This window comes from Pseudomonas sp. FG13 (assembly GCF_057809755.1).
The window spans coordinates 47,845-69,918 of record NZ_JBMDKO010000021.1 but is presented as its reverse complement, the minus strand read 5'-3'; the positions used below and the strand labels follow the sequence as shown (position 1 = coordinate 69,918).

The window sequence follows — 22,074 nt, the reverse complement described above, 5'->3', positions numbered from 1 at the left end:
TGAAGCGTCCTGAAACTCTGTAGGATTTTTATCCCCAATTACTTCAGGTCGATATGAACACCTCCATGGAGCCCCCCAGTCGCTTTTCTCCTCTCGTTCGCTGCACCCCTCTGACAAACTCTTTCCGAGGGAGCGAATAATTCCATGGAATGGATCGTTGACCCCACGGCCTGGCTTGGCCTTTTGACGCTGATCGTGCTGGAGCTGGTGCTCGGCATCGACAACCTTGTCTTCATCGCCATCCTGGCCGACAAACTTCCTCCAGAGCAGCGGGATCGCGCCCGCATCATCGGGCTGTCCCTGGCGCTGTTGATGCGTCTTGGCTTGCTGGCCAGCATCTCGTGGATGGTGACCCTGACCGAACCGTTGTTCGAGGTCTTTGACAAGACGTTCTCGGGTCGAGACTTGATCATGTTGTTCGGGGGTGTGTTCCTGTTGTTCAAGGCAACCATGGAGTTGCATGAGCGACTCGAAGGCCATGTGGCCCAGCGCTCGGGTAACGCGGCCTATGCGATGTTCTGGCCAATCGTTGCGCAGATCGTGGTGCTGGATGCAGTGTTTTCGCTGGATGCCGTGATCACTGCCGTGGGCATGGTGGAGCACCTGTCGGTCATGATGATCGCGGTGATTTTCTCCATTGGCCTGATGATCGTCGCAAGCAAGCCGCTGACGAATTTCGTCAACGGGCACCCCACGGTCATCATGCTCTGCCTGGGCTTCCTGATGATGATCGGTTTCAGTCTCACCGCGGAGGGCCTGGGTTTCCACATTCCGAAAGGGTATCTCTACGCCGCGATAGGCTTCTCGATCCTGATCGAACTGTTCAACCAGTTGGCTCGCTCGCGTCGCAAGAAGAGCCTGCAGGGTCGTCGCCCCATGCGCCAACGTACCGCCCATGCGGTGATGCGTTTGTTGGGTGGCCACCCATTGGACGCCGACGAGGTGGGTGAAGAGATTGCCGACATGCTCTCAAGCGATGAGGCCGAGCCGGCGTTCGACCGACGTGAACGGGTCATGATCAGCGGTGTACTTCAGTTGGCGGAGCGCCCGATACGCGGTGTCATGACCCCCCGCGCGGAAATCGATCACCTCGATCTGGCCGACGCCCCAGACGTGATCCGCACGCGGCTGATGCATTCGTCGTATTCCAGGCTGCCGTTGATTCGCAATGGTCAGGTCGATGAGCCGTTGGGCTTCGTGCACAAGAAAGAACTGCTCAAGGAACTGTTGGCGGGGCACGAGCCCGATCTGGAAGCCATGGCTCGCAAGGCAATCAACTTGCTGGACAGTTTCACGATTCTCAACGCGCTGGAACAGATGCGTAAGGAGTCGACGCATATCGCTTTTGTGGTGAACGAGTTTGGTGATTTCGTGGGACTGCTCACCATGACCGACATCCTCGAATCCATCGCCGGTGAGCTGCCCGATGCCAGTGAAATCGAAGGTCCGAATATCCTGCCCCAGGAGGGCGGTTTCCTCATCAACGGTGCGCTGAATCTCAGTCAGATTCGCGAGCAAACGGGCTTCCAGGCACAAGCCACCGAGGACTATCAGACACTCGCAGGATTGGTCATGAGTTTGCTGGATCGCTTGCCGGTCATTGGCGATGAACTCCATTGGCAGGCGTGGCGCATGACGGTGGTTGAGGTCCAGGAGCGTCGGGTGACGAGGGTGTTGTTGCGTCCTGACGGATATGAGACAGCATCCAGTCGATAAACACCTGGGTTTCAGCCGCTGCGTCCTGGGAGACGCCGTAGTAATAACGGATCAACGGCAGGCGCAAGGAGGGAAACGGGCAGGTCAGTCGCCCTGTGGATAAGTCCCTGCCCAGCAATGACGCCGGACACAGGGCCACTCCCAGGCCATCGACGGCGGCTTGCAACACCAGATGCATATGGTCCAATTGCAGGGTCGGTTGGGTTCGCAACTGAGCGATACCCGCCTGCCTGGCCCAGTCCTGCCAGTCGCTGCTGCGGGTTTTACCGGTCAGCAGCGTGTGCTGGAACAGATCATTCGGGCTGTCCAGCGGCTGGCGTTGCAGCAGCGACGGGGCGGCGACCAGTATCAGGTGGTCTTCCAGTAACGCGTGGGGTTGAACGTTGGCGGACCATCCGGACTGTCCACGGCGAACCACGACGTCAAACAGCTCGCGCGATTGATCCGGCGGCAGGGTGCTGGTAACCACTTCAGGGTAGATATCCGGATACAGTGCCATGAAGTTGGGCAATCGCGGAATCAGCCAGCGCACCGCGAAGGATGGACGCACATTGATCGTCACCTTGCGACGCGAAGCACTCCGGGTCAGGGCGGTCGCGGCATTGGCAATCTGTGCAAGGGCCATGCTGACCTGTTCATAAAACGTCTGGCCGGCCGGCGTGAGCACGGATTGGCGGGTGCGACGTTCGAAAAGCAGCACCCCCAGGTGTTCTTCGAGCAGCTTGATATGACGGCTGACAGCGCTGTGGCTGACATGCAGTTCTTCGGCCGCACGGCTGAAACTCTGGTGGCGAGCGGCAGCGGCGAAGGCACGCACGGCGTTCAAGGGCGGGAGGTCGGCAATCATGCGTCTAATTTAGTCACATCAGGGGCGCAATTAAAGCGTTTGTCAGCGATGTCCCTTCATACCACTCTGAGCGTCACTGCTTTGGAGTGATTCATGGTTAATTACGGACTGTTTCTGATTCTGGCTACCCTGACCGTGCTCAGCCCCGGCCCGGGGGTGGTGCTGACGATTTCCAACGCTTTGCGCCATGGTTGGACCGGTTCGTTGCCCGGCATCTTTGGTATCGCGCTGGGGGCATTTGTCGTGGCGGGTATCTCCGCCACCAGTGTCGGGCTGATCCTCGCCACGTCAGCCACCGCGTTCACCGTTCTCAAATATGTCGGTGCGCTGTACCTGTTGTACCTTGGGGTCAAGATGTGGCGGGTGAGGGGGTTCATCCCGGCGCTCAATGTCACGTCGTCGCGTCCGTGGCGACGATTCGCCGGAGCGCTGTCGATTCAGCTATTGAATCCCAAGGCAGGCTTCTTCTTTCTCGCGGTATTCCCGCAGTTCATCAAGTCGGGGGACAACTACTACAGTCAATTTTTCCTGCTGGTGTCTTCCTATGGCTTGCTTGTCGTACTGGTTCATACCGGATATGCGCTCATGGCCAACCGTGCTAGGGGTTGGCTCTCCACAACCAGGGGCGCAGGCATTGTTGGCAAGCTGTCGGGCATCACCTTTTTCTGTTTTGGCGTACTGATGGCTTCCGCCAGCAAATGAGCGGACTCGGATAAAGCTTCTTGCTATCCTGACGCCCCTCTTTCATGGACGAATACTGAGCCCCTCCATGGCTAACCACGCTTCCTCCTCCACCGGGAAGATATTGCTGGGCTTGCTGTTTGCCCTGATAGGTATCGGACTGTTGGTCATTGCTGTCAATCTCACCCTTGATCGCCGCGAGTTTCTCTCCCGCGCGCAGGCTGCCGATGGCGTCGTCAGCCGCCTGAATGCCGGCGGTTCGCATCCTGAAATCGCCTTTACCAGCGTCGGCGGTGAAGCAATCTCCTATCCCCAGGGCGGGATGATCTTCGGCTATCAGCCAGGGCAGTCGGTACGCGTGTACTACTTGCCCGAACAGCCCGTCGGCAGCGCTGTCATCGACGACCCGGGTGCGCTCTGGGGACCGTCCGGGCTGCTGGGATGCCTCGGTCTGATGTTCGCGTTTGCTGGCTTGTCCAAAACCATTTTCCAGTATGGTCGGCGCGTTTCATTCAAATAAAAGGATTTTGAACCTATGAGCTACAACATCCCAATTCCGCTCAACGAGAGTCGTTGGGTGTACCAGACCGCCAGCGGTGGCGGACTGACCGTGGCCGTGGTTGCCGGCAGTGGTGGTTCGATCATTCTGCGCTCGCCCCAAGGTGAAGACGTCAGCTACCGCTACGGTGGTGTCGGGGTAGGAGCCGGCTTTGGTGCCCGGCTGCCGCGCTTTGGCAAGGTCAATATCCAGATAAAAGGCAAGAGTGTAGGAGCGGCCGGCGCAGCCGAGGCGTTTCCCAGCTTCGGCAAGGTATTTGTCAGCGATGCCTTGGCCGGACGCGACCTGACGAGTGATGACATCACCGGCCCCTGCCTATACACCGAAGTGGCAGGCGGACTGGTCGTCGGTGGTTCTGCCACGGCGCTGTTGTTCGGGCTCGATCCCAAGTTGCTGGCGTTGTCGGTGGCCTTGAGTGCCAGCCCGGCCACATCGATCATTGCTTCCAGCACGGTCAACCGGCAGCTGATGCAATCAGCCAAGGGCGCCCTGGTCATGGCGGGCATGAACGCCGGTGTACAGGCCGGTGGTGGGGCGGCGATCTATATTGGCTATCTGTTCTAACCCGCCATAAAAAACTGTGGGAGCGAGCCTGCTCGCGATGGCGGTGTTTATTCAGCTGGCATTGATGCCGACTGTTGCGCCGCTATCGCGAGCGGGCTCGCTCCCACAGAGTTCGTGCTCATGTCGAGCCACTGCAGCGTCCATGAGCCCATGAAAAAGCCGCGAATCAACGCGGCTTTTTCATGACTTCAAAAAGCCGCCCGTCGAGCGCTGCTGGCACCGACTTGTCGCTCTACTAGAGTGACGGGTCCACCCCCCTTAAAGGATTAAGACATGGCAACTACTGATAGCACGACGGTCAGTACCCATTCCGTGAGAAGTGGTCCAGGCACCGTCCAAGTCGATCTCACCGGCCAGCTCGACGATAACCAGAGCATCATTATCCAGCCGGACGGCAAGATACTGGTCGGGGGGTATACCGAATACCTGGCATGGGGTTACCCCGGGGCGCCCGGCGAAGAGAGTTACGGCTACGAACAGAACCATTCCGTTATCCGCCTCAACGCGGATGGTAGCCTGGACACCAGCTTCCATGATGGCGGCGTCGATATCGTACCTGCCGAGGTAGCCCCGGCGTCGCGCTATGAGCTGACTGCGGTGCAGTCCGATGGCAAGGTGCTCATTGCCATTGCGCAGGACACCAGCGTACAGGTGCAGCGCTTCAACAGCGACGGGACGCGCGATACTTCCTTTGGTCAGAACGGCGCCATTACCGTCGACATCAGTCATGCGTTCAAAGACATCGACCTGACGGCCAATGTGGATGGCACTTTCCAGATCAGCGCCCGTGGGCTTGATCAGGCCACCGTGTCCTGGATCGGCAATGACGGCGCTTTCGTCGAGGGCTTTGGCGACAATGGCGTGCTGACCGTCAGTATTCCGGAAGACGCCTTCTACAACGGCGGGATTTCCACTGCAGTGCAGGCTGACGGAGGTGTTGTGGTCGGGGCTGCATACAATGCCGCCGGTGCAGGGGATCCGACATACGCCCTGCAACGCTTCAATCCCGACGGTCAGCTGGATACCCATTTCGGTGACAACGGTGTCCTCTACCTGAGCCCTGCCATGGGGTTTGGCGAAGACTCGGTGATCACCCTGCAAACGGACGGCAAGATCGTCGTGATGGGCCATGGCGAAGGTGACACCTTGGCGACCGTGGTGCGGCTAAACCCTGACGGCTCCTTCGACACTGGCTTTGGCACCAACGGCACGGTGACCTTCGAGGCCGGCACGCCTGCGGCTTTGACGGTACAAGCCGATGGCAAGATCGTGGCCGCCGGCACGAACAACGGCGATTTCAGCGTCATCCGCTTGAACGCGGATGGCAGTGTAGACACCAGTTTCGGCAGCCAGGACGGCAAGCTCCATGTGGACGGATACGCCGGTGAGGAAATCCTGCAAGGCACCGATGCCGCCGAAATCATCCATGGCCTGGCCGGTGATGACGTGCTCCAGGGCAACGGCGGGCGCGACGTTCTGCAGGGTGGTGCTGGCGCCGACATCTTCCGCTTCGCCGAGCTGAGCGACAGCTACCGCACCGGCACGCAAAACGGTAGCGACCGAATCCAGGACTTCGACGCCTCCCAGGACCGCATCGACCTGATTGCCCTGGGCTTCACCGGAATCGGTGACGGCCATGACGGCACGTTGGCCATCCAGGCCAGCGCAGATGGCACCCGCACTTACCTCAAGAGCTACGACGATGCCTCCGGGCAACGCTTCGAACTGGCCCTGGACGGCGATTGGGTGGCTCAGTTGAACAGCACCAACCTGGTGTTCACCGCGCCTACGGTCGAGGGTACGTCCGGCAAAGATACGATCACCGGTACTGCCCTGTCGGAAATCATCCATGGCCTGGACGGCAACGACCGCATCAACGGCGGCGCTGGAGCGGATGTCATCACCGGTGGCAGGGGCGCCGACCGTCTTAACGGCGGGGACAGAACCGATATCTCGTTGTGGACCGATAACCATCAGAACGATGACGTGTTTCGCTATACCTCAACCGAGGACAGCTATCGTACTGACAGTCAGAGTTTTGCCGACCTGATCGAAGGCTTCACGGTTGACGACCGGATCGATGTGTCGGCCCTGGGTTATACCGGCTTTGGGGAGGGTACGGATAACACGCTGAAGGTGGTCTACAACCAGGCCCTGGACCGCACGTACCTGACCGGCGCGGAAGCGGACGCACAGGGGCACTTATTCCAGATCGGGCTTGCGGGGGACTGGCGGGAAAGCCTTGACGAGGATCAAATGATCTTTGCTTCCGATGCCGGGATAGGGTTGGTCGGGGTAGCGCCAGAAGTCGATCCAGGACATCTGTTGTCCTGATGCCTGTGGGGGAGGTCGCGTGGCAGTGCGAAGCTGCCACGCGACAAACCGTCAGACGTTGAAGCGGAAGTGCATCACGTCGCCGTCCTTGACGACGTATTCCTTGCCTTCCAGACGCCATTTACCGGCTTCCTTGGCACCGGCTTCGCCCTTGTACTGGATGAAGTCGTTGTAGGCGATCACCTCGGCACGGATGAAGCCTTTTTCGAAGTCGGTGTGGATCACGCCAGCGGCTTGCGGTGCGGTGGCACCGACGCGCACGGTCCAGGCGCGGACTTCTTCGACACCGGCGGTGAAGTAGGTCTGCAGGTGAAGCATTTCATAGCCAGCGCGGATCACACGATTCAGGCCAGGCTCTTCCAGGCCCAGGGCCTCGAGGAACATGTCTTTCTCTTCGCCATCGTCCAGCTCGGCGATTTCCGCTTCGATCTTGTTGCAGACCGGAACCACCACGGCGCCTTCTTCTTCGGCGATGGCCTTGACCACGTCCAGGTGCGGGTTGTTCTCGAAACCGTCTTCGGCGACGTTGGCGATGTACATGACCGGCTTGGTGGTCAGCAGGTGGAAGCCCTTGATCACCAGTTTCTCATCGGTGCTCATGTTCTTCATCAGGCTGCGTGCAGGCTTGCCTTCGGTGAAGTGAGCGATCAATTGCTCCAGCAGGCCTTTCTGGACCACTGCGTCCTTGTCGCCACCCTTGGCGTTGCGGGCGACTTTCTGCAGTTGCTTCTCGCAGCTGTCGAGGTCGGCGAAGATCAGTTCCAGGTCGATGATCTCGATGTCGCGCTTCGGGTCGACGCTGTTGGAGACGTGAATCACGTTCTCGTCTTCAAAGCAGCGCACCACATGGGCGATGGCGTCGGTTTCACGGATGTTGGCCAGGAACTTGTTGCCCAGGCCTTCACCTTTGGAGGCACCGGCCACGAGGCCCGCGATGTCGACGAACTCCATGGTGGTCGGCAGGATGCGCTTGGGGTTGACGATGGCCGCCAGTGCGTCCAGGCGCGAATCCGGCATCGGCACGATACCGCTGTTCGGCTCGATGGTGCAGAAGGGGAAGTTCTCGGCCGCGATGCCGGATTTGGTCAGGGCGTTGAACAGGGTGGACTTGCCGACGTTAGGCAGGCCGACGATGCCGCAATTGAATCCCATGGTGTTTCCCCTCGGTAAGAGTCAGGCCTTCTGGCTGTGCAGGTTTTTCATCGCGCGGTTCCATTCACCGGCGAGGATATCCGGCAGCACGCCGAGGGCAAAGTCGATGCTGGCATCGAGTTTTTCCTGTTCGGCGCGAGGCGCGCGACCCAGGACAAAATTTGAAACCATGCTGGCTACGCCCGGGTGGCCGATGCCAAGCCGCAGGCGGTAAAAGGTATTCTGATTACCCAGCTGCGCGATGATGTCGCGCAACCCATTGTGACCGCCATGGCCGCCGCCCTGCTTGAGCTTGGCGACGCCCGGAGGCAGATCGAGTTCGTCGTGGGCCACCAGGATTTCTTCAGGCTTGATGCGGAAGAAGCCAGCCAATGCCGCTACGGCCTGGCCGCTACGGTTCATGTAGGTGGTGGGAATCAACAGGCGAACATCCTGACCTTGATGCGAGAAGCGTCCGGTCAGGCCGAAATACTTGCGATCGGCCGCCAGGCTGACGCCTTGTGCGTGCGCGATGCGCTCAACAAAAAGGGCCCCTGCGTTATGCCGGGTCTGTTCGTATTCGGTGCCTGGATTTCCCAGGCCAACGATCAGTTTGATGGCAGTCACGATAGGGGCCCTTCCTGGAGTGTGGATAACGTCGCGGTCAGATGTAGCGACAGTGGACGAACAATGCGGATCTACCGTTAAGTAAACTTCGCGTTACCGCCCGCTGTCTCGCTACGTTCCAGTCCGCGATGTTTTCCGGTCACTCCGGCGACAGAGTGAAATTACTCTGCAGCGCCTTCTTCGGTAGCTTCTGGAGCAACACGTGGAGCGTGGACGTTGGCAACAGCCTTGTCATCACCGTGTGCCAGGGCAACGAACTCAACGCCTTTAGGGGCCTTGAGGTCAGACAGGTGAATGATCGTGCCGACTTCGGCGTCAGCCAGGTCGACTTCGATGAATTCAGGCAGGTCTTTCGGCAGGCAGGACACTTCCAGCTCGGAAGTCACGTGCGAGATTTCGCCGCCTTTCTTGACCGGGGCAGCTTCGTTGATGAAGTGCACTGGAACGGTAGCGGTCAGTTTCTGGCCAGCCACGACGCGAATGAAGTCAGCGTGCATGATGAACTGCTTGGCCGGGTGACGCTGCATCGCTTTAACGATGACGTTCTGCTTCTTGCCATCAACGTTCAGCTCGATCACGTGGCTGAAAGCAGCCTCGTCTTCGAACAGCTTGGCCACTTCTTTGGCCAGCATGGTGATGGACTCAGGGGCCTTGTCACCACCGTATACAACGGCAGGAACCTGGCTGGCGAGACGACGCAGGCGGCGGCTCGCACCTTTCCCCAGGTCGGTACGCGCTTGGGCGTTCAGGATGAAATCAGTCATTTTGTATCTCCAAAATAGCCATTCCGGGTGACGTCTGCGACCGACGTCAAAGCGGATGGGCAAAAAAGCCCCGCCCCAACATGAGTGTTGGGGCGGGGCGCTTTTCGTCAACGGGATGTCATGTAAGGGCAGGGCCCTTAGCGGAACATCGCGCTGATCGATTCTTCATTGCTGATGCGGCGAACCGCCTCGGCAACTACCGGTGCGATATCCAGTTGACGGATACGTACACAGGCTTGTGCGGCAGCGGACAGCGGGATGGTGTTGGTCACCACCAGCTCGTCCAGCACGGAATTTTCAATGTTCTCGATTGCCCGACCCGACAGCACAGGGTGTGTGCAGTAGGCAAAGACCTTGGCTGCGCCATGCTCTTTCAAGGCCTTGGCCGCGTGGCACAGGGTGCCGGCGGTATCGACCATGTCGTCGACCAGGATACAGGTACGCCCTTCGACGTCACCAATGATATGCATCACTTCGGAGTGATTGGCTTTCTCACGGCGTTTGTCGATGATACCCAGATCCACGCCCAGGGATTTGGCAACTGCCCGTGCACGCACGACGCCACCAATGTCCGGGGACACGATCATCAGGTTCTCGAAGCGCTGATCTTCAATGTCATCCACCAGGACTGGGGAGCCGTAGATGTTGTCTACGGGAATATCGAAGAAACCCTGGATCTGGTCAGCATGCAGGTCAACCGTGAGCACACGATCGATGCCGACGACGGTGAGCATGTCAGCCACGACTTTCGCGCTGATTGCTACACGCGCGGAACGCGGACGGCGATCCTGGCGGGCATAACCAAAGTAAGGAATAACAGCAGTGATACGAGTAGCCGAGGAACGGCGGAAGGCATCAGCCATCACGACGAGTTCCATCAGGTTATCGTTGGTCGGAGCGCAAGTCGGCTGAATAATGAAGACGTCTTTACCGCGGACGTTTTCATTGATCTCGGCAGTGATTTCGCCGTCGGAGAACTTACCGACAGAAATGTCACCGAGAGGGATATGCAGCTGACGTACGACACGCCGAGCCAGATCGGGGTTAGCGTTCCCCGTAAAGACCATCATCTTGGACACGCGCAGTACCTGAAGGCTGAGGGTATACCTGGATGAGTATAGGAAAATGGCAGGGGCGGCTGGATTCGAACCAACGCATGGCAGGATCAAAACCTGCTGCCTTACCGCTTGGCGACGCCCCTGTATCTGTTGCTGCGAGTGCCCAGCACTCGATTCCTTTTAGAGCAGACTTTGCAGCTTGCGATGCAACATCGAAACGTTGCTTCCTTTCGCTACAAACCCTGTAAGGGTCTCTGTCAGAAGGGCCGAGACTTTATCAGCTTCAGCTTTGCTTGGGAAGCCCCCAAACACACAACTTCCAGTTCCGGTGAGTTTTGCTTCGGTAAATTTACCTAACAAATTCAAAGCGTTACGAACATCTGGATAACGCCTTGCTACCACCGGTAAGCAGTCATTTCGACTGTTTCCCTTGGGAACGGGGCGCACTTTAATGGGAGGAGAGTTACGTGTCAACAGTGGATCTGAAAAAATTTCTGCTGTACTTACAGAGACTTGCGGCACGAGTACCAGGTACCAGGGTTCCTCGGGCTCTACGGGCGTGAGTTTCTCCCCTACGCCTTCGGCAAAAGCCGCGTGGCCACGCACGAAAACCGGCACGTCGGCCCCTAGCGTCAGGCCCAGCGCCGCCAGGCGGTCGACGTCCCAATCGAGCTGCCACAGGTGATTGAGCCCGAGCAGGGTCGTTGCCGCGTTCGAGCTGCCGCCACCGATACCGCCGCCCATGGGCAGGATTTTTTCGATCCATATGTCGATGCCCAGCGAACAACCGGATTGCTCCTGGAGTTTTCTTGCAGCCTTGACGATCAGGTTGCTGTCGTGGGGAACGCCTTCGAACTCGGTGTGAAGGCGGATGACACCATCCTCGCGCACTGCGAAGGTGATTTCATCGCCGTAGTCCAGGAACTGGAAAATCGTCTGCAGCTCGTGGTAGCCGTCCGGACGACGACCCAGGATGTGCAACATCAGGTTGAGCTTGGCCGGAGAGGGCAGGGTCAGGCGCGCAGCGGTCATGTCATTGCCCCAGCTTGCGTGGCTGCCATTGCTTGATCACCAGCGTGACATCCAGGTCGCTGCCGTGCAGCTTGATTCGCTCGGGCAGCCAGTAGCCGTTCTGCTGGGCATAGCTGAGGTATTCGATCTGCCAGTCATCCTGTTCCAGGTTGGACAGGCGGCTGTCGGCGTCGAGGGTCAACCGGCTCTTGCTGTCTGGCGCCGGCAGCCCGCGCACCCACCAGGTCAGGTGGGAAACCGGCAATTTCCAGCCCAGTTGCTCTTCCAGCAGGGCTTCGGGCGTGGGAGCCTCGTAGCGGCCCTGGTTGGCGACTTCCAGCGAAACCTGCCCCGGCCGGCCGGTCAGGCGCGCCGCGCCACGTCCCAGCGGCCCGGACAGGCGGATGTCGTAGTAGTCCTGGCGTTGCAGCCAGAACAGCGTGCCGCTGCCCGAGTCCTTCGGCGCGCGGATGCCGATCTTGCCGTCGATCTGCCAGCCGTCGAGGCCACTCAGTTGTGCCTTGTGTTCGCGCCACTGGGCCGGGTTGCCGTGGCCCTGGACGGATTCGCGGGCGCCGAAGCCCGCACAGCCGGCGAGCAGGGCGATGAAGCTGAAAACGATGATGTGGCGCAAAAGCATGATCTTAAAGGGTCTCTGATCCGGTCAGGCGTTTGATGGTACCGCGCAGGATGGGGCTGTCGGGCTGGTCCTTGAGGAATTTGCTCCAGATCTGCCGGGCCTCGCGTTGTTTGCCGGCGGCCCACAGGACTTCGCCCAGGTGAGCGGCGACTTCCTGGTCGGGAAAGCGCTCCAGGGCCTGGCGCAGCAGGCGCTCGGCTTCGTCGAGGTTGCCCAGACGGAAATTCACCCAGCCGAGGCTGTCGAGCACCGCCGGGTCTTCCGGGTTGAGCTGGTGGGCCTGCTCGATCAATACCTTGGCTTCGGCGTAGCGGGTGGTGCGGTCCGACAGGGTATAGCCGAGGGCGTTCAGGGCCATGGCGTTGTCAGGGTCACGCTGGATGATCAGGCGCAGGTCTTTTTCCATCTGGGCCAGATCGTTGCGTTTTTCCGCCAGCATGGCGCGGGTGTACAACAGGTTCAGATCGTCCGGGTATTGCTTCAAGGCCTGTTGCAGCACGTTCCAGGCCTTGTCGCTCTGATTGTTGGCCGACAGCGTCTCGGCTTCGATCAGGTACAGCTGAATGCCGTAGTCCGGCTGGGCGTCGCGCTGTACGGCCAGGCGACTCTGGGCTTCGGCCGTCTTGCCGTTGCCGATCAGGATATCGGCCTGGCGCAACTGCGCCGGCAGGTAGTCGTTGCCCGGGCCGACTTGGGCGTACTCGATCAGCGCGCTTTCCGGGTCGTTGCGTTCTTCGGCGATGCGACCCAGGTTCAGGTGGGCCGAGTCGACATGGCTTTCCCGGGCGATCAGGTCTTCCAGATAGCCCTTGGCCTCATCCCAGGCTTTGGCTTCCAGGCAGACCAGTGCCAGGGAGTAGCGCAATTCGTCGTCTTCGGGGTATTGCTGGACGAGGCTGGAGAACTCCACCTTGGCATCGTCCATGCGGTTGTTTTCCACCAGCATGCGGGCGTAGGTGAGGCGCAGGCGCTTGTCGTCCGGATACTTCTTGATGCTTTTTTCCAGCAGAGGCAGTGCTTCGTCGCCGCGGTTCAAGCCTTGCAGCAGGCGAGCGCGCAGCAGGATCGGCGCCACTTCGCCGGCTTCCGGCGGGTTGTCTTCCAGCAGGGTGAGGGCGCCCTGGGCGTCGCCATCCTGTTGCAGCAGCAGGGCCTTGCCAAAAATCAACTGACCGTTGTTCGGATGGCGTTCCAACAGGCGGTCGAAGCTCTTCATCAGGCCGCTGCGGGTTTCCTGGTCGGTATCGGCAGCCGATAGCGCGAGGAAATCGAAGTGGGTATCCCCCTTGCCCTGCAGGACTTTCTCCATGTAGGTCATGGCGTCGTCGTAGCGCCCGGCGCGTGCCAGTTGCACGGCGGCGGCGCGTTGCGCTTCGAGGTCGTCCGGGGCATTGCGGGCCCAGATCATCGCGGTATCCAGCGCAGCCTGGTCGGCCCCCAGGTACTCGGCGATGCGAAACGCCCGCTCGGAGATGCCCGGGTCCTGGGTATTGATGGCCTGGGTCACGTAGTTGTCCAGCGCAATGTCGAAGCGATTGCGCTGGCCTGCCAGTTCGGCGCTCAACAGGCTGAAGATGGTTTCTTCGCTGAACGAGCCGTAGACCTTGGGTTTTTCAGGTGCCTGCGTGCTGTCTTCGACCGGCGGCGTACCGTCCGTCGAAACGGGGGCCATGGATTGGCAGCCGCTGAGCAAGGCAAGAGCGAGGAGCAACGCGGAAGATCTATTCATATAGGAAGAGGACGACTAACCTGCGGTCGGATCATCATGACACAAGCCTTCGGTCAAACATAACCGCCCCGTCGATTTACGAAGCGAGGGAGGGCGATAGAGATGCAGTGGTTGTTCTGGATCTGGCGAAGTAGGACAATTGCCGGCTTCACGTCACCATCAGCGACCTTGAATGGCCTTCCTTGCACTTGGTATCAACCACAAGACTGCTTCAGTAGACGTCCGCGAGCGCGTGGCCTTTACGCCTGAGCAGCTGGTGGAGGCCCTGCAGCAGCTCTGCCGGCTCACCGAGAGCCGTGAGGCTGCGATCCTCTCCACCTGCAATCGCAGTGAGCTTTATATAGAACAGGATCATGTTTCGGTCGATGCCGTGCTGCGCTGGCTGGCCGAATACCACGACCTGAGCCTCGAGGAGCTGCGTGCCAGTGCCTATGTGCATGAGGACGATGCGGCCGTTCGTCACATGATGCGTGTCGCCTCCGGGCTCGATTCTCTGGTGCTGGGCGAGCCGCAGATCCTCGGCCAGATGAAGTCGGCCTATGCCGTGGCTCGCGAGGCCGGTACGGTCGGCCCGCTGCTGGGGCGGTTGTTCCAGGCCACGTTCAACGCCGCCAAGCAGGTACGCACCGACACGGCCATTGGCGAGAACCCGGTGTCCGTGGCGTTTGCCGCCGTCAGCCTGGCAAAACAGATTTTCAGCGATCTGCAACGCAGCCAGGCGCTGCTGATCGGTGCCGGCGAGACCATCACCCTGGTCGCCCGCCATTTGCACGACCTGGGGGTCAAGCGCATTGTCGTCGCCAATCGGACCCTGGAGCGGGCCAGTATCCTGGCCGAACAGTTCGGTGCCCACGCGGTACTGCTGTCGGATATCCCGGCCGAGCTGGTGCACAGCGACATCGTCATCAGTTCCACCGCCAGCCAGTTGCCGATCCTCGGCAAGGGCGCGGTGGAAAGCGCCCTGAAGCTGCGCAAGCACAAGCCGATCTTCATGGTGGACATTGCCGTACCCCGGGACATCGAGCCGGAAGTCGGCGAATTGGACGACGTGTACCTTTATAGCGTCGACGACTTGCACGAAGTGGTCGCCGAAAACCTCAAGAGCCGGCAGGGCGCAGCCCAGGCGGCGGAGGAGATGATCTCCATTGGCGCCGAGGACTTCATGGTGCGCCTGCGCGAGCTGGCCGCGGTGGATGTGCTCAAGGCCTATCGTCAGCAGAGCGAACGCCTGCGCGATGAGGAGCTGCAAAAGGCCCAGCGCCTGCTGGCCAACGGCGGCAGCGCTGAGGAAGTGCTGGTGCAACTGGCCCGTGGCCTGACCAATAAATTGCTCCACGCCCCCAGCGTCCAGCTCAAGAAACTGACCGCAGAGGGCCGCCTCGATGCACTGGCCATGGCCCAGGAACTCTTTGCCCTCGGTGAGGGTTCACCGGATAGCTTTTCGGATAAGAAATCGCAATGAAAGCGTCACTGCTCAATAAACTGGACACCCTCCAGGACCGTTTCGAAGAACTGACCGCCTTGCTGGGCGATGGCGAAGTCATTTCCGACCAGAACAAATTCCGCACCTATTCCAAGGAGTACGCGGAAGTCGAGCCGATTGTCGCGACCTATAAACAGTTGCTCAAAATTCAGGACGACCTCGCCGGTGCCCAGGCACTGCTCAAGGACAGCGACCCGGACCTGCGGGAAATGGCGGCTCTGGAAGTGCGTGAGGCCAAGGAACAATTGGTCGAGCTGGAAAGCAATCTGCAGCGCATGTTGCTGCCCAAGGATCCGAACGACGGGCGTAACGTGTTCCTGGAAATCCGCGCCGGTACTGGCGGCGATGAAGCGGCGATCTTTTCCGGCGACCTGTTTCGCATGTATTCGCGCTACGCCGAGCGGCGTGGCTGGCGCGTGGAGATCCTGTCGGAGAACGAAGGGGAGCATGGCGGCTATAAGGAAGTCATCGCTCGGGTCGAAGGCGACAACGTCTATGGCAAGCTGAAGTTCGAGTCCGGGGCCCACCGTGTACAGCGTGTGCCGGCCACCGAATCCCAGGGGCGTATTCATACCTCGGCCTGCACGGTGGCGGTATTGCCCGAACCGGACGAACAGGAAGCCATCGAAATCAATCCGGCGGACCTGCGGATCGACACCTACCGTTCCTCCGGCGCGGGCGGCCAGCACGTCAACAAGACTGACTCGGCGATCCGCATCACCCACTTGCCTTCGGGTATCGTGGTCGAATGCCAGGAAGAGCGTTCCCAGCACAAGAACCGCGCCCGGGCCATGGCCTGGCTGTCGGCCAAGCTCAACGACCAGCAGACCAGTGCCGCCGCCAATGCCATCGCCAGCGAGCGCAAGTTGCTGGTGGGTTCGGGGGATCGTTCCGAGCGCATCCGCACCTACAACTTTGCCCAGGGCCGGGTCACCGATCACCGGGTCAACCTGACCTTGTATTCCCTGGATGAAATTCTGGCCGGTGGTGTCGATGCCGTGATCGAACCGCTGCTGGCCGAATACCAGGCCGACCAATTGGCCGCGATTGGCGAGTAAACAAAGGTGAACACATGACCATCATCGCCAGTCTGCTACGCGCCGCCGAGCTGCCGGATTCACCCACGCCAAAACTGGATACCGAGTTACTGCTGGCGGCTGCGCTGGGCAAGTCCCGCAGCTTCCTGCACACCTGGCCCGAGCGGATCGTGCCAAGCGAGGCCGCCCTGCTGTTTTCCGAATACCTGCGTCGTCGTCGTTCCGGCGAGCCGGTGGCCTATATCCTGGGGCAGCAGGGCTTCTGGAAGCTCGACCTGGAAGTCGCGCCCCATACCCTGATCCCGCGTCCCGACACCGAGTTGCTGGTGGAAACCGCGCTGGCTTTGTTGCCGCCCACTGCGGCCAGGGTCCTGGACTTGGGCACCGGCAGCGGCGCGATTGCCCTGGCGCTGGCCAGCGAGCGCCAGGCCTGGAAGGTCACGGCGGTCGATAGGGTGCTGGAGGCCGTGGCCCTCGCTGAACGCAATCGTCAGCGCCTTGGTCTGGTCAACGTCACGGTGTTGAGCAGTCACTGGTTCAGCGCCTTGGAGGGGGAGCGTTTCGAGTTGATCATCAGCAACCCGCCTTATATTGCCGCCGCCGATCCGCACCTGGCCGAAGGCGACGTGCGTTTCGAACCTGCCAGTGCATTGGTCGCGGGCCAGGATGGGCTCGATGACCTGCGCGAGATCATTGCCCAGGCGCCGGATCACCTGACACCGGGCGGCTGGCTGATGCTCGAGCACGGTTACGATCAGGCCGAGGCGGTGCGGGATCTGTTGCAGGCTCAGGGTTTCGCCGAGGTCCACAGTCGCAAGGACCTGGGCGGCCATGAACGCATCAGCCTGGGGTGCCTGCCGTGCTGAACGATCAGGAGCTGTTGCGCTACAGCCGGCAGATTTTGTTGCAACATGTCGACATCGACGGCCAACTGCGCCTCAAGCAAAGTCGTGCATTGATCGTCGGTCTCGGCGGCCTTGGTGCGCCGGTGGCGTTGTATCTGGCCGCCGCCGGCGTTGGCGAACTGCACCTGGCGGACTTCGATACGGTCGACCTGACCAACCTGCAACGCCAGATCATCCATGACACCGACAGCATCGGCCTGAGCAAGGTCGATTCGGCCCAGCGTCGTCTCACGGCGATCAATCCCGAGGTGCGACTGGTGCCTCATCCGACGGCCATGGACGAGGACAGCCTGGCCGCGGCTGTCGCGGGGGTGGATCTGGTGCTGGACTGTTCCGATAATTTCTCGACGCGTACCGCGGTCAACGCGGCATGTGTTGCGGCGCGCAAGCCGCTGGTCAGCGGGGCGGCGATCCGTCTCGAGGGCCAGCTGTCGGTGTTCGACCCACGCCGTCCCGAAAGCCCTTGCTACCACTGTCTCTATGGCCATGGCAGCGAGGCCGAGTTGACCTGCAGCGAAGCAGGGGTGCTTGGGCCGCTGGTGGGCCTGGTGGGCAGTTTGCAAGCCCTCGAAGCCTTGAAGTTGCTGGCCGGTTTTGGTGAGCCGTTGGTAGGGCGCCTGCTGTTGATCGATGCCCTGGGTACGCGGTTCCGTGAGTTGCGGGTCAAGCGTGACCCGGCCTGCAGTATCTGTGGTGACCCACATGAGTGAAGCGCCGGTCGGTGTCCTCGACTCGGGCGTCGGCGGGTTGTCGGTGCTGGGTGAAATCCGTCGGCTGCTGCCGAACGAGTCGCTGTTGTACGTGGCTGACTGCGGGCATATCCCCTACGGCGAAAAAACGCCGGAATACATCCGACAGCGCTGCGCGATTATTGCCGATTTTCTCCTCGGCCAGGGCGCCAAGGCGCTGGTGGTGGCATGCAACACCGCAACGGTCGCAGCGGTGGCTGATTTGCGTCGCGATTTCCCCCACTGGCCCATCGTTGGCATGGAGCCGGCAGTCAAGCCGGCCGCCGCCGCCACCCGCAGCGGTATTGTCGGCGTACTGGCCACCACCGGTACCTTGCAGAGCGCCAAATTCGCCGCCTTGCTCGACCGTTTCGCCACCGATGTGCAGGTCATCACTCAACCGTGCCCGGGACTGGTGGAACTGATCGAGGCAGGTGACTTACGCAGTCCGGCGTTGTATCAGTTGTTGCAACATTACGTTGACCCGTTGCTTGCAGCGGGCTGCGATACGCTGATCCTGGGCTGCACGCACTATCCGTTCCTCAGGCCATTGCTCAAGCAAATGATCCCGGACCACATCAGCCTGATCGACACCGGTGCAGCCGTGGCCCGGCAACTTCAGCGCCTGTTGGCCGAGCGTGGGTTGTTGGCGAAGGGACCGGCCAGCGAAACGCAGTTTTGGACGAGCGCTGATCCGACACATTTAAGAAATATCCTACCGACGCTATGGCATTCGTCTGGCCTTGTGCGAAGCTTCTCTCTGTAAGCAAAATGTGAAAATTCCGTAAATGCTGCTGAACTTCTGTTCCGGCGCGGATTTCTATACTTTTGTCTGTTTGTAACAAAAAACTAACTATGTCGTTCGGAAAAGGATGTTTCTAATGAAGCGCTTATTCTGCTTTGCCGCATTTGCGGCTGCATTGCTGGGGCACACCTATACCGCACAGGCAGCAGGTGTGGAGTTCGGGGTCGGCCAGACCAGCGACTCGACCATGACTTATCGTCTGGGGATGCAATTCGATTGGGACAAGAGTTGGTGGCAAAGCGACGTAGGCCGTCTGACCGGCTACTGGAGCGGTGCCTACACTTACTGGGAAGGGGATAAGACGTCCAGTAACCACAGCCTGTCGTTTTCGCCGGTCTTCGTGTATGAATTTTCCGGTGAAAGCGTGAAGCCTTACGTCGAGGCCGGCATAGGCGTTGCGCTGTTCGACAAGACCGAGCTGGAAGATAACAAGCTCGGTAGCTCGTTCCAGTTCGAAGACCGCATCGGCTTTGGCCTGCGCTTCACTGGCGGACATGAAGTGGGCATTCGCGCCACTCACTATTCCAACGCGGGCATCAAGTCGGATAACGATGGCGTGGAAAGCTACGCCCTGCACTACACGATGCCGTTGTAATACCTGAACCTGTGGGGAGCAGTTGCTTGCAACGGCGCTGGTGCAGTTGGCTTTGATGTCGACTGCGCTACCGCTATCGCGAGCAGGCTCGCTCCCACACTGTTTCGCGGGTAGCCGCGAGTCTGATATCCCCCGCTGATCCCTGTGGGAGCGAGCCTGCTCGCGATAGTGGCGGTGATGTTCTACCGATACGCCGTCGTAATCCCGCGGCGTTCTTCAATGCATTCCGGTGCCCCCATTTCGAACTCCCGACAGATCAGCGGGCGCTTTTCGTAGATGGTGCACTTCATGCTGTCGCGATCCAGCGCCGCGCACCAGCCGTCATCGAGGCGCAACATCACTTCCCCACCCCAATCGTCCGTGGCGATGAAGCGTTGCGGGACGCCGGTGTCGGTGATCAGCAGTACTTCCAATTGGCAGCAGCACGCCGCGCACGTTGAACACGTAACGGTCGGTGCGGTGAGGTCAGCAAGAGGGATGGTTTCCATGGCGCGCAGTGTAAGGCAAGCGGGCCGCTCAGGGTCGACCCTTGATCGGTGAGGTGGCGCTTATCTGACGAGGATCGATGTCCGCCTGTGCCGTCTGGCCCGATGGCGGTAACGGCCACAGCGCGGCCAGGGCCGTGATCGGGAGCAGCACTTCCTGAGGCCGTTCGACCAACTGGCTCAGGATGTAAGCGGCCGATTCGTCCGCCGCCCCTGGTGTGGCCGGAAAATTCGCCAGGCTCCCAAGCGCGCTATCGAAGTCCGGGCGAACGAGCGTTACGTCGATGTGTTCGGAGGCGCGAGCCGATTCGAATAGATAACGCATTGCTCCACTGCTGCCCTCGGTATGGGACGGTGGCAGGTAAGTTGCCGGGCTGATGATTCCCACCAGCAGGGGCGCGGTGCCGGCACGCAGCAATGGCGAGGCTGTTTCGATGCAAAGGCTGGCGACCAACAGGTTGCTGCGCACAATATGTTCGATGAGAGAAGCGTCGGGGAGCTGACCGTTGACGTACTCGGTGGTGCCGGCGTTCAGGATCAGCGTGTCCAGCGCCCCCCACTGCTGAGCGATCTGATCAGTGATGTCACGTACCGTCTGGCCGTCGGTCAAGTCGCCGTGCATCCTCAATACCTGGCCTGGATAACGTGTCGAGAGGGCTTCGCAGGATTGAGCAGAGCGTGAACTGATGGCCAGGTTCGCCCCGGTTTCGAGTATTGCCTGGGCCAACGAAGCGCCGACTCCGTTACCAGCGCCCGTCAGCCAATATCGCCGTGGTGGTCTCTGACCCATTCCATACTCCTTCTGATCGGGGCGGCACGCCGCGACGGGTAGCGGCCATTCACAGCAAAGTCCTTGCGTTTAGTCTGACTATATCTCGCATAGTTGGACGCGACCCTGGATTTCGCTAATTTCATGTTCGCTGATCGCCCGGCTTTTCGGACATGGCCTGTTGTCGCGCCGGCAGATTCCTGAAAGCCGCCAGCGCACGCTCCCGGGATTGTTTGAGATTGACGATCGGCGCCGGGTAGTTCGCGCGACCAAACAATCCGCCCAAAGGATTATGGACCTCTTGCGTATCCAGATCGTTCAGCTCAGGCAACCAGCGTTTGATAAACCGGCCCTCACGGTCGAATTTCTCCGATTGGCTCAAGGGGTTGAAGATGCGGAACCAGGGCGCCGAATCCGTGCCGGTGGAAGCGCTCCATTGCCAGCCGCCGTTGTTGGCGGCCAGGTCACCGTCGATCAAGTGCTGCATGAAAAAGCGCTCGCCTTCGCGCCAGTCGATCAGCAGGTTCTTGGTGAGGAACATCGCGACGACCATTCGTAAACGGTTATGCATCCATCCTGTTTCCAATAATTGGCGCATGGCTGCATCGATGATTGGCAAACCGGTGCGAGCCTGCTTCCAAGCTGTCAGTTCTTCAGGCGCATTGCGCCAGGCCAGGGCTTTGGTTTCCGGGCGGAACGCGCGATGACGGGACACACGAGGAAAGCCCACTAGAATGTGTTTATAAAACTCACGCCACAGTAATTCATTGATCCAGGTCACGGTTCCGACACTTCCGCTATCGAATTCGCCCTGGTTGGCTTGTAATGCGGCGTGCAGGCACTGGCGCGGCGAGACCACACCCGCCACCAGATAAGCCGAAAGCTGGCTGGTACCGGGCCTGGCCGGGAAGTCTCGTTCGCTTTGGTAGAAGTCCAGGTGTTGATCGACAAAGGTGTCGAGGCGTCGCCGGGCTTCGTTTTCACCGGCGGGCCAGAGGGTGCGCAGGGAGTCGCTGGGAAGGGCAAACCCTTCTACCTGCGTTGGCACCGGATCGCTGTGGATACCGGTCGGTGCCTGCCGGGACGGTGCGCGGATCAGCTTCGGCAGCGAAAGGTGCAAGCGGCTGTAGCAGACTTTGCGAAATTGGCTGAACACCTGGAAATAACTGCCGGTCCGGGTCAGTACGCTGCCGGGCTTGAACAGCAACTGGTCGAGGTAGCTGTGAAAAGCGATGCCCTGGGCTTTCAGGCTTCGGGCTGCTTCGGCATCGCGCCGGGCTTCATTCACTCCGTATTCTTCGTTGACATGCACCGCGTCGATGTTCAGTTCACGGCACAGCGTGAGCAGTACCGACGGAGCCTGATCCCAGTGCGGCGCATGGCGGATCAGCAAGGGGATGTTCAGTTCGCTCAAGGCTGCGCTCAACGAAGCCAGGTTACGCAGCCAGAAATCGATCTTGCATGGTGCATCATCATGGGCGCGCCATTGCCCGGGACTCGTCAGGTACACCGCCACGCAAGGCCCCTGGGACGCGGCTGCCGCCAACGCGGTATTGTCGTTCAGGCGCAGGTCGCTGCGCAGCCAGATCAGTTGCATGGGGTTTTC

The 22,074-nt window shown here is 60.2% G+C and carries 22 protein-coding genes and 1 tRNA gene; 11 read left to right on the top strand and 12 right to left on the bottom strand.

The annotated features are described in order from the left end of the window. Positions 1–144: 144 nt before the first annotated feature. Entirely contained in the window at positions 145–1,716 is a 1,572-nt protein-coding gene (locus ACODTO_RS17710) for a TerC family protein (RefSeq protein ID WP_139644787.1), read from the top strand. Here the strand turns inward: ACODTO_RS17710 and gcvA are convergent. Then, positions 1,598–2,563, bottom strand: a complete 966-nt coding sequence (gene gcvA, locus ACODTO_RS17705; protein WP_464709677.1) for a transcriptional regulator GcvA — start codon at positions 2,561–2,563, stop codon at positions 1,598–1,600. The genes ACODTO_RS17710 and gcvA overlap by 119 nt on opposite strands. A 93-nt stretch (positions 2,564–2,656) precedes the next feature. On the opposite strand from gcvA, the gene ACODTO_RS17700 reads away from it, so the two are divergent. The 4 genes from ACODTO_RS17700 to ACODTO_RS17685 all read left to right on the top strand — a co-directional run bounded on the left by ACODTO_RS17700 (position 2,657) and on the right by ACODTO_RS17685 (position 6,701). Then, positions 2,657–3,265 (top strand): LysE family translocator, encoded by a 609-nt coding sequence (locus ACODTO_RS17700; protein ID WP_464709676.1) that lies wholly within the window; start codon positions 2,657–2,659, stop codon positions 3,263–3,265. 67 nt (positions 3,266–3,332) lie between these two features. Further along, positions 3,333–3,764: a DUF3592 domain-containing protein gene (locus tag ACODTO_RS17695; RefSeq protein ID WP_139644793.1), complete on the top strand. Its 432-nt coding sequence runs from the start codon at positions 3,333–3,335 to the stop codon at positions 3,762–3,764. Positions 3,765–3,779: 15 nt separating this feature from the next. Beyond that, the gene (locus ACODTO_RS17690) at positions 3,780–4,367 is read left to right on the top strand and encodes a hypothetical protein (RefSeq protein WP_139644795.1); all 588 of its coding nucleotides are present in this window, start codon (positions 3,780–3,782) and stop codon (positions 4,365–4,367) included. A 273-nt stretch (positions 4,368–4,640) separates the two neighbouring features. After that, positions 4,641–6,701 carry a calcium-binding protein gene (locus ACODTO_RS17685; protein ID WP_489106808.1) on the top strand — a complete coding sequence of 687 codons (2,061 nt, stop codon included), beginning with the start codon at positions 4,641–4,643 and terminating at the stop codon, positions 6,699–6,701. Between the two features lie 51 nt (positions 6,702–6,752). Here ACODTO_RS17685 and ychF read toward each other — a convergent pair whose 3' ends face one another. From ychF to ACODTO_RS17645, 8 genes are all read right to left on the bottom strand, one after another. Next, positions 6,753–7,853 carry a redox-regulated ATPase YchF gene (gene ychF / locus ACODTO_RS17680; protein ID WP_139644806.1) on the bottom strand — a complete coding sequence of 367 codons (1,101 nt, stop codon included), beginning with the start codon at positions 7,851–7,853 and terminating at the stop codon, positions 6,753–6,755. A gap of 21 nt (positions 7,854–7,874) precedes the next feature. Then, positions 7,875–8,459: an aminoacyl-tRNA hydrolase gene (gene pth, locus ACODTO_RS17675; RefSeq protein WP_024778155.1), complete on the bottom strand. Its 585-nt coding sequence runs from the start codon at positions 8,457–8,459 to the stop codon at positions 7,875–7,877. A gap of 161 nt (positions 8,460–8,620) precedes the next feature. After that, complete coding sequence (locus ACODTO_RS17670; RefSeq protein ID WP_024778154.1) at positions 8,621–9,223, bottom strand: 50S ribosomal protein L25/general stress protein Ctc; 603 nt, start codon at positions 9,221–9,223, stop codon at positions 8,621–8,623. A gap of 137 nt (positions 9,224–9,360) precedes the next feature. Further along, complete coding sequence (locus ACODTO_RS17665) at positions 9,361–10,302, bottom strand: ribose-phosphate pyrophosphokinase (RefSeq protein ID WP_003205529.1); 942 nt, start codon at positions 10,300–10,302, stop codon at positions 9,361–9,363. 47 nt (positions 10,303–10,349) lie between these two features. Beyond that, positions 10,350–10,424 (bottom strand) — tRNA-Gln (locus ACODTO_RS17660). Positions 10,425–10,461: 37 nt separating this feature from the next. Further along, positions 10,462–11,313 carry a 4-(cytidine 5'-diphospho)-2-C-methyl-D-erythritol kinase gene (gene ispE, locus ACODTO_RS17655; protein ID WP_175363489.1) on the bottom strand — a complete coding sequence of 284 codons (852 nt, stop codon included), beginning with the start codon at positions 11,311–11,313 and terminating at the stop codon, positions 10,462–10,464. Position 11,314: 1 nt separating this feature from the next. Next, positions 11,315–11,932, bottom strand: a complete 618-nt coding sequence (lolB, locus tag ACODTO_RS17650; RefSeq protein WP_489106807.1) for a lipoprotein insertase outer membrane protein LolB — start codon at positions 11,930–11,932, stop codon at positions 11,315–11,317. Positions 11,933–11,936: 4 nt separating this feature from the next. Further along, positions 11,937–13,661, bottom strand: coding sequence for a tetratricopeptide repeat protein (locus ACODTO_RS17645; protein ID WP_139644812.1), 1,725 nt, complete (start codon positions 13,659–13,661; stop codon positions 11,937–11,939). A gap of 172 nt (positions 13,662–13,833) precedes the next feature. On the opposite strand from ACODTO_RS17645, the gene hemA reads away from it, so the two are divergent. The 6 genes from hemA (at position 13,834) to ACODTO_RS17615 (ending at position 19,214) form a co-directional block, all read left to right on the top strand. Further along, complete coding sequence (gene hemA / locus ACODTO_RS17640) at positions 13,834–15,123, top strand: glutamyl-tRNA reductase (protein ID WP_175386176.1); 1,290 nt, start codon at positions 13,834–13,836, stop codon at positions 15,121–15,123. After that, positions 15,120–16,202 (top strand): peptide chain release factor 1, encoded by a 1,083-nt coding sequence (gene prfA, locus ACODTO_RS17635; RefSeq protein ID WP_139644818.1) that lies wholly within the window; start codon positions 15,120–15,122, stop codon positions 16,200–16,202. Before hemA ends, prfA begins: the two co-directional genes overlap by 4 nt. 14 nt (positions 16,203–16,216) lie before the next feature. Beyond that, complete coding sequence (gene prmC, locus ACODTO_RS17630; protein ID WP_489106806.1) at positions 16,217–17,047, top strand: peptide chain release factor N(5)-glutamine methyltransferase; 831 nt, start codon at positions 16,217–16,219, stop codon at positions 17,045–17,047. Next, the gene (locus tag ACODTO_RS17625) at positions 17,041–17,796 is read left to right on the top strand and encodes a molybdopterin-synthase adenylyltransferase MoeB (protein ID WP_489106805.1); all 756 of its coding nucleotides are present in this window, start codon (positions 17,041–17,043) and stop codon (positions 17,794–17,796) included. The genes prmC and ACODTO_RS17625 overlap by 7 nt, the downstream gene beginning before the upstream one ends. Then, positions 17,789–18,580: a glutamate racemase gene (murI, locus tag ACODTO_RS17620; RefSeq protein WP_175386179.1), complete on the top strand. Its 792-nt coding sequence runs from the start codon at positions 17,789–17,791 to the stop codon at positions 18,578–18,580. Before ACODTO_RS17625 ends, murI begins: the two co-directional genes overlap by 8 nt. Before the next feature lie 115 nt (positions 18,581–18,695). Further along, positions 18,696–19,214: an acyloxyacyl hydrolase gene (locus tag ACODTO_RS17615; protein ID WP_139644826.1), complete on the top strand. Its 519-nt coding sequence runs from the start codon at positions 18,696–18,698 to the stop codon at positions 19,212–19,214. 182 nt (positions 19,215–19,396) lie between these two features. Here ACODTO_RS17615 and ACODTO_RS17610 read toward each other — a convergent pair whose 3' ends face one another. The 3 genes from ACODTO_RS17610 to phrB form a co-directional block, all read right to left on the bottom strand. Beyond that, on the bottom strand, positions 19,397–19,702 hold the full coding sequence (locus ACODTO_RS17610; RefSeq protein WP_024778144.1) for a YkgJ family cysteine cluster protein: 306 nt from the start codon (positions 19,700–19,702) through the stop codon (positions 19,397–19,399). Positions 19,703–19,730: 28 nt separating this feature from the next. Beyond that, positions 19,731–20,489 (bottom strand): SDR family NAD(P)-dependent oxidoreductase, encoded by a 759-nt coding sequence (locus ACODTO_RS17605; protein ID WP_139644828.1) that lies wholly within the window; start codon positions 20,487–20,489, stop codon positions 19,731–19,733. 121 nt (positions 20,490–20,610) lie between these two features. Continuing rightward, the gene (phrB, locus tag ACODTO_RS17600) at positions 20,611–22,065 is read right to left on the bottom strand and encodes a deoxyribodipyrimidine photo-lyase (protein ID WP_489106804.1); all 1,455 of its coding nucleotides are present in this window, start codon (positions 22,063–22,065) and stop codon (positions 20,611–20,613) included. Positions 22,066–22,074: the final 9 nt, after the last annotated feature.

Excerpts from the sequence above, each read along its gene's own strand:
- ACODTO_RS17710 (WP_139644787.1), top strand. The coding sequence starts at position 145 with ATGGAATGGATCGTTGACCCCACGGCCTGGCTTGGCCTTTTGACGCTG.
- gcvA (WP_464709677.1), bottom strand. The coding sequence starts at position 2,563 with ATGATTGCCGACCTCCCGCCCTTGAACGCCGTGCGTGCCTTCGCCGCT.
- ACODTO_RS17700 (WP_464709676.1), top strand. The coding sequence starts at position 2,657 with ATGGTTAATTACGGACTGTTTCTGATTCTGGCTACCCTGACCGTGCTC.
- ACODTO_RS17695 (WP_139644793.1), top strand. The coding sequence starts at position 3,333 with ATGGCTAACCACGCTTCCTCCTCCACCGGGAAGATATTGCTGGGCTTG.
- ACODTO_RS17690 (WP_139644795.1), top strand. The coding sequence starts at position 3,780 with ATGAGCTACAACATCCCAATTCCGCTCAACGAGAGTCGTTGGGTGTAC.
- ACODTO_RS17685 (WP_489106808.1), top strand. The coding sequence starts at position 4,641 with ATGGCAACTACTGATAGCACGACGGTCAGTACCCATTCCGTGAGAAGT.
- ychF (WP_139644806.1), bottom strand. The coding sequence starts at position 7,853 with ATGGGATTCAATTGCGGCATCGTCGGCCTGCCTAACGTCGGCAAGTCC.
- ACODTO_RS17670 (WP_024778154.1), bottom strand. The coding sequence starts at position 9,223 with ATGACTGATTTCATCCTGAACGCCCAAGCGCGTACCGACCTGGGGAAA.
- ispE (WP_175363489.1), bottom strand. The coding sequence starts at position 11,313 with ATGACCGCTGCGCGCCTGACCCTGCCCTCTCCGGCCAAGCTCAACCTG.
- lolB (WP_489106807.1), bottom strand. The coding sequence starts at position 11,932 with ATGCTTTTGCGCCACATCATCGTTTTCAGCTTCATCGCCCTGCTCGCC.
- ACODTO_RS17645 (WP_139644812.1), bottom strand. The coding sequence starts at position 13,661 with ATGAATAGATCTTCCGCGTTGCTCCTCGCTCTTGCCTTGCTCAGCGGC.
- hemA (WP_175386176.1), top strand. The coding sequence starts at position 13,834 with ATGGCCTTCCTTGCACTTGGTATCAACCACAAGACTGCTTCAGTAGAC.
- prfA (WP_139644818.1), top strand. The coding sequence starts at position 15,120 with ATGAAAGCGTCACTGCTCAATAAACTGGACACCCTCCAGGACCGTTTC.
- prmC (WP_489106806.1), top strand. The coding sequence starts at position 16,217 with ATGACCATCATCGCCAGTCTGCTACGCGCCGCCGAGCTGCCGGATTCA.
- murI (WP_175386179.1), top strand. The coding sequence starts at position 17,789 with ATGAGTGAAGCGCCGGTCGGTGTCCTCGACTCGGGCGTCGGCGGGTTG.
- ACODTO_RS17615 (WP_139644826.1), top strand. The coding sequence starts at position 18,696 with ATGAAGCGCTTATTCTGCTTTGCCGCATTTGCGGCTGCATTGCTGGGG.
- ACODTO_RS17610 (WP_024778144.1), bottom strand. The coding sequence starts at position 19,702 with ATGGAAACCATCCCTCTTGCTGACCTCACCGCACCGACCGTTACGTGT.
- ACODTO_RS17605 (WP_139644828.1), bottom strand. The coding sequence starts at position 20,489 with ATGGGTCAGAGACCACCACGGCGATATTGGCTGACGGGCGCTGGTAAC.
- phrB (WP_489106804.1), bottom strand. The coding sequence starts at position 22,065 with ATGCAACTGATCTGGCTGCGCAGCGACCTGCGCCTGAACGACAATACC.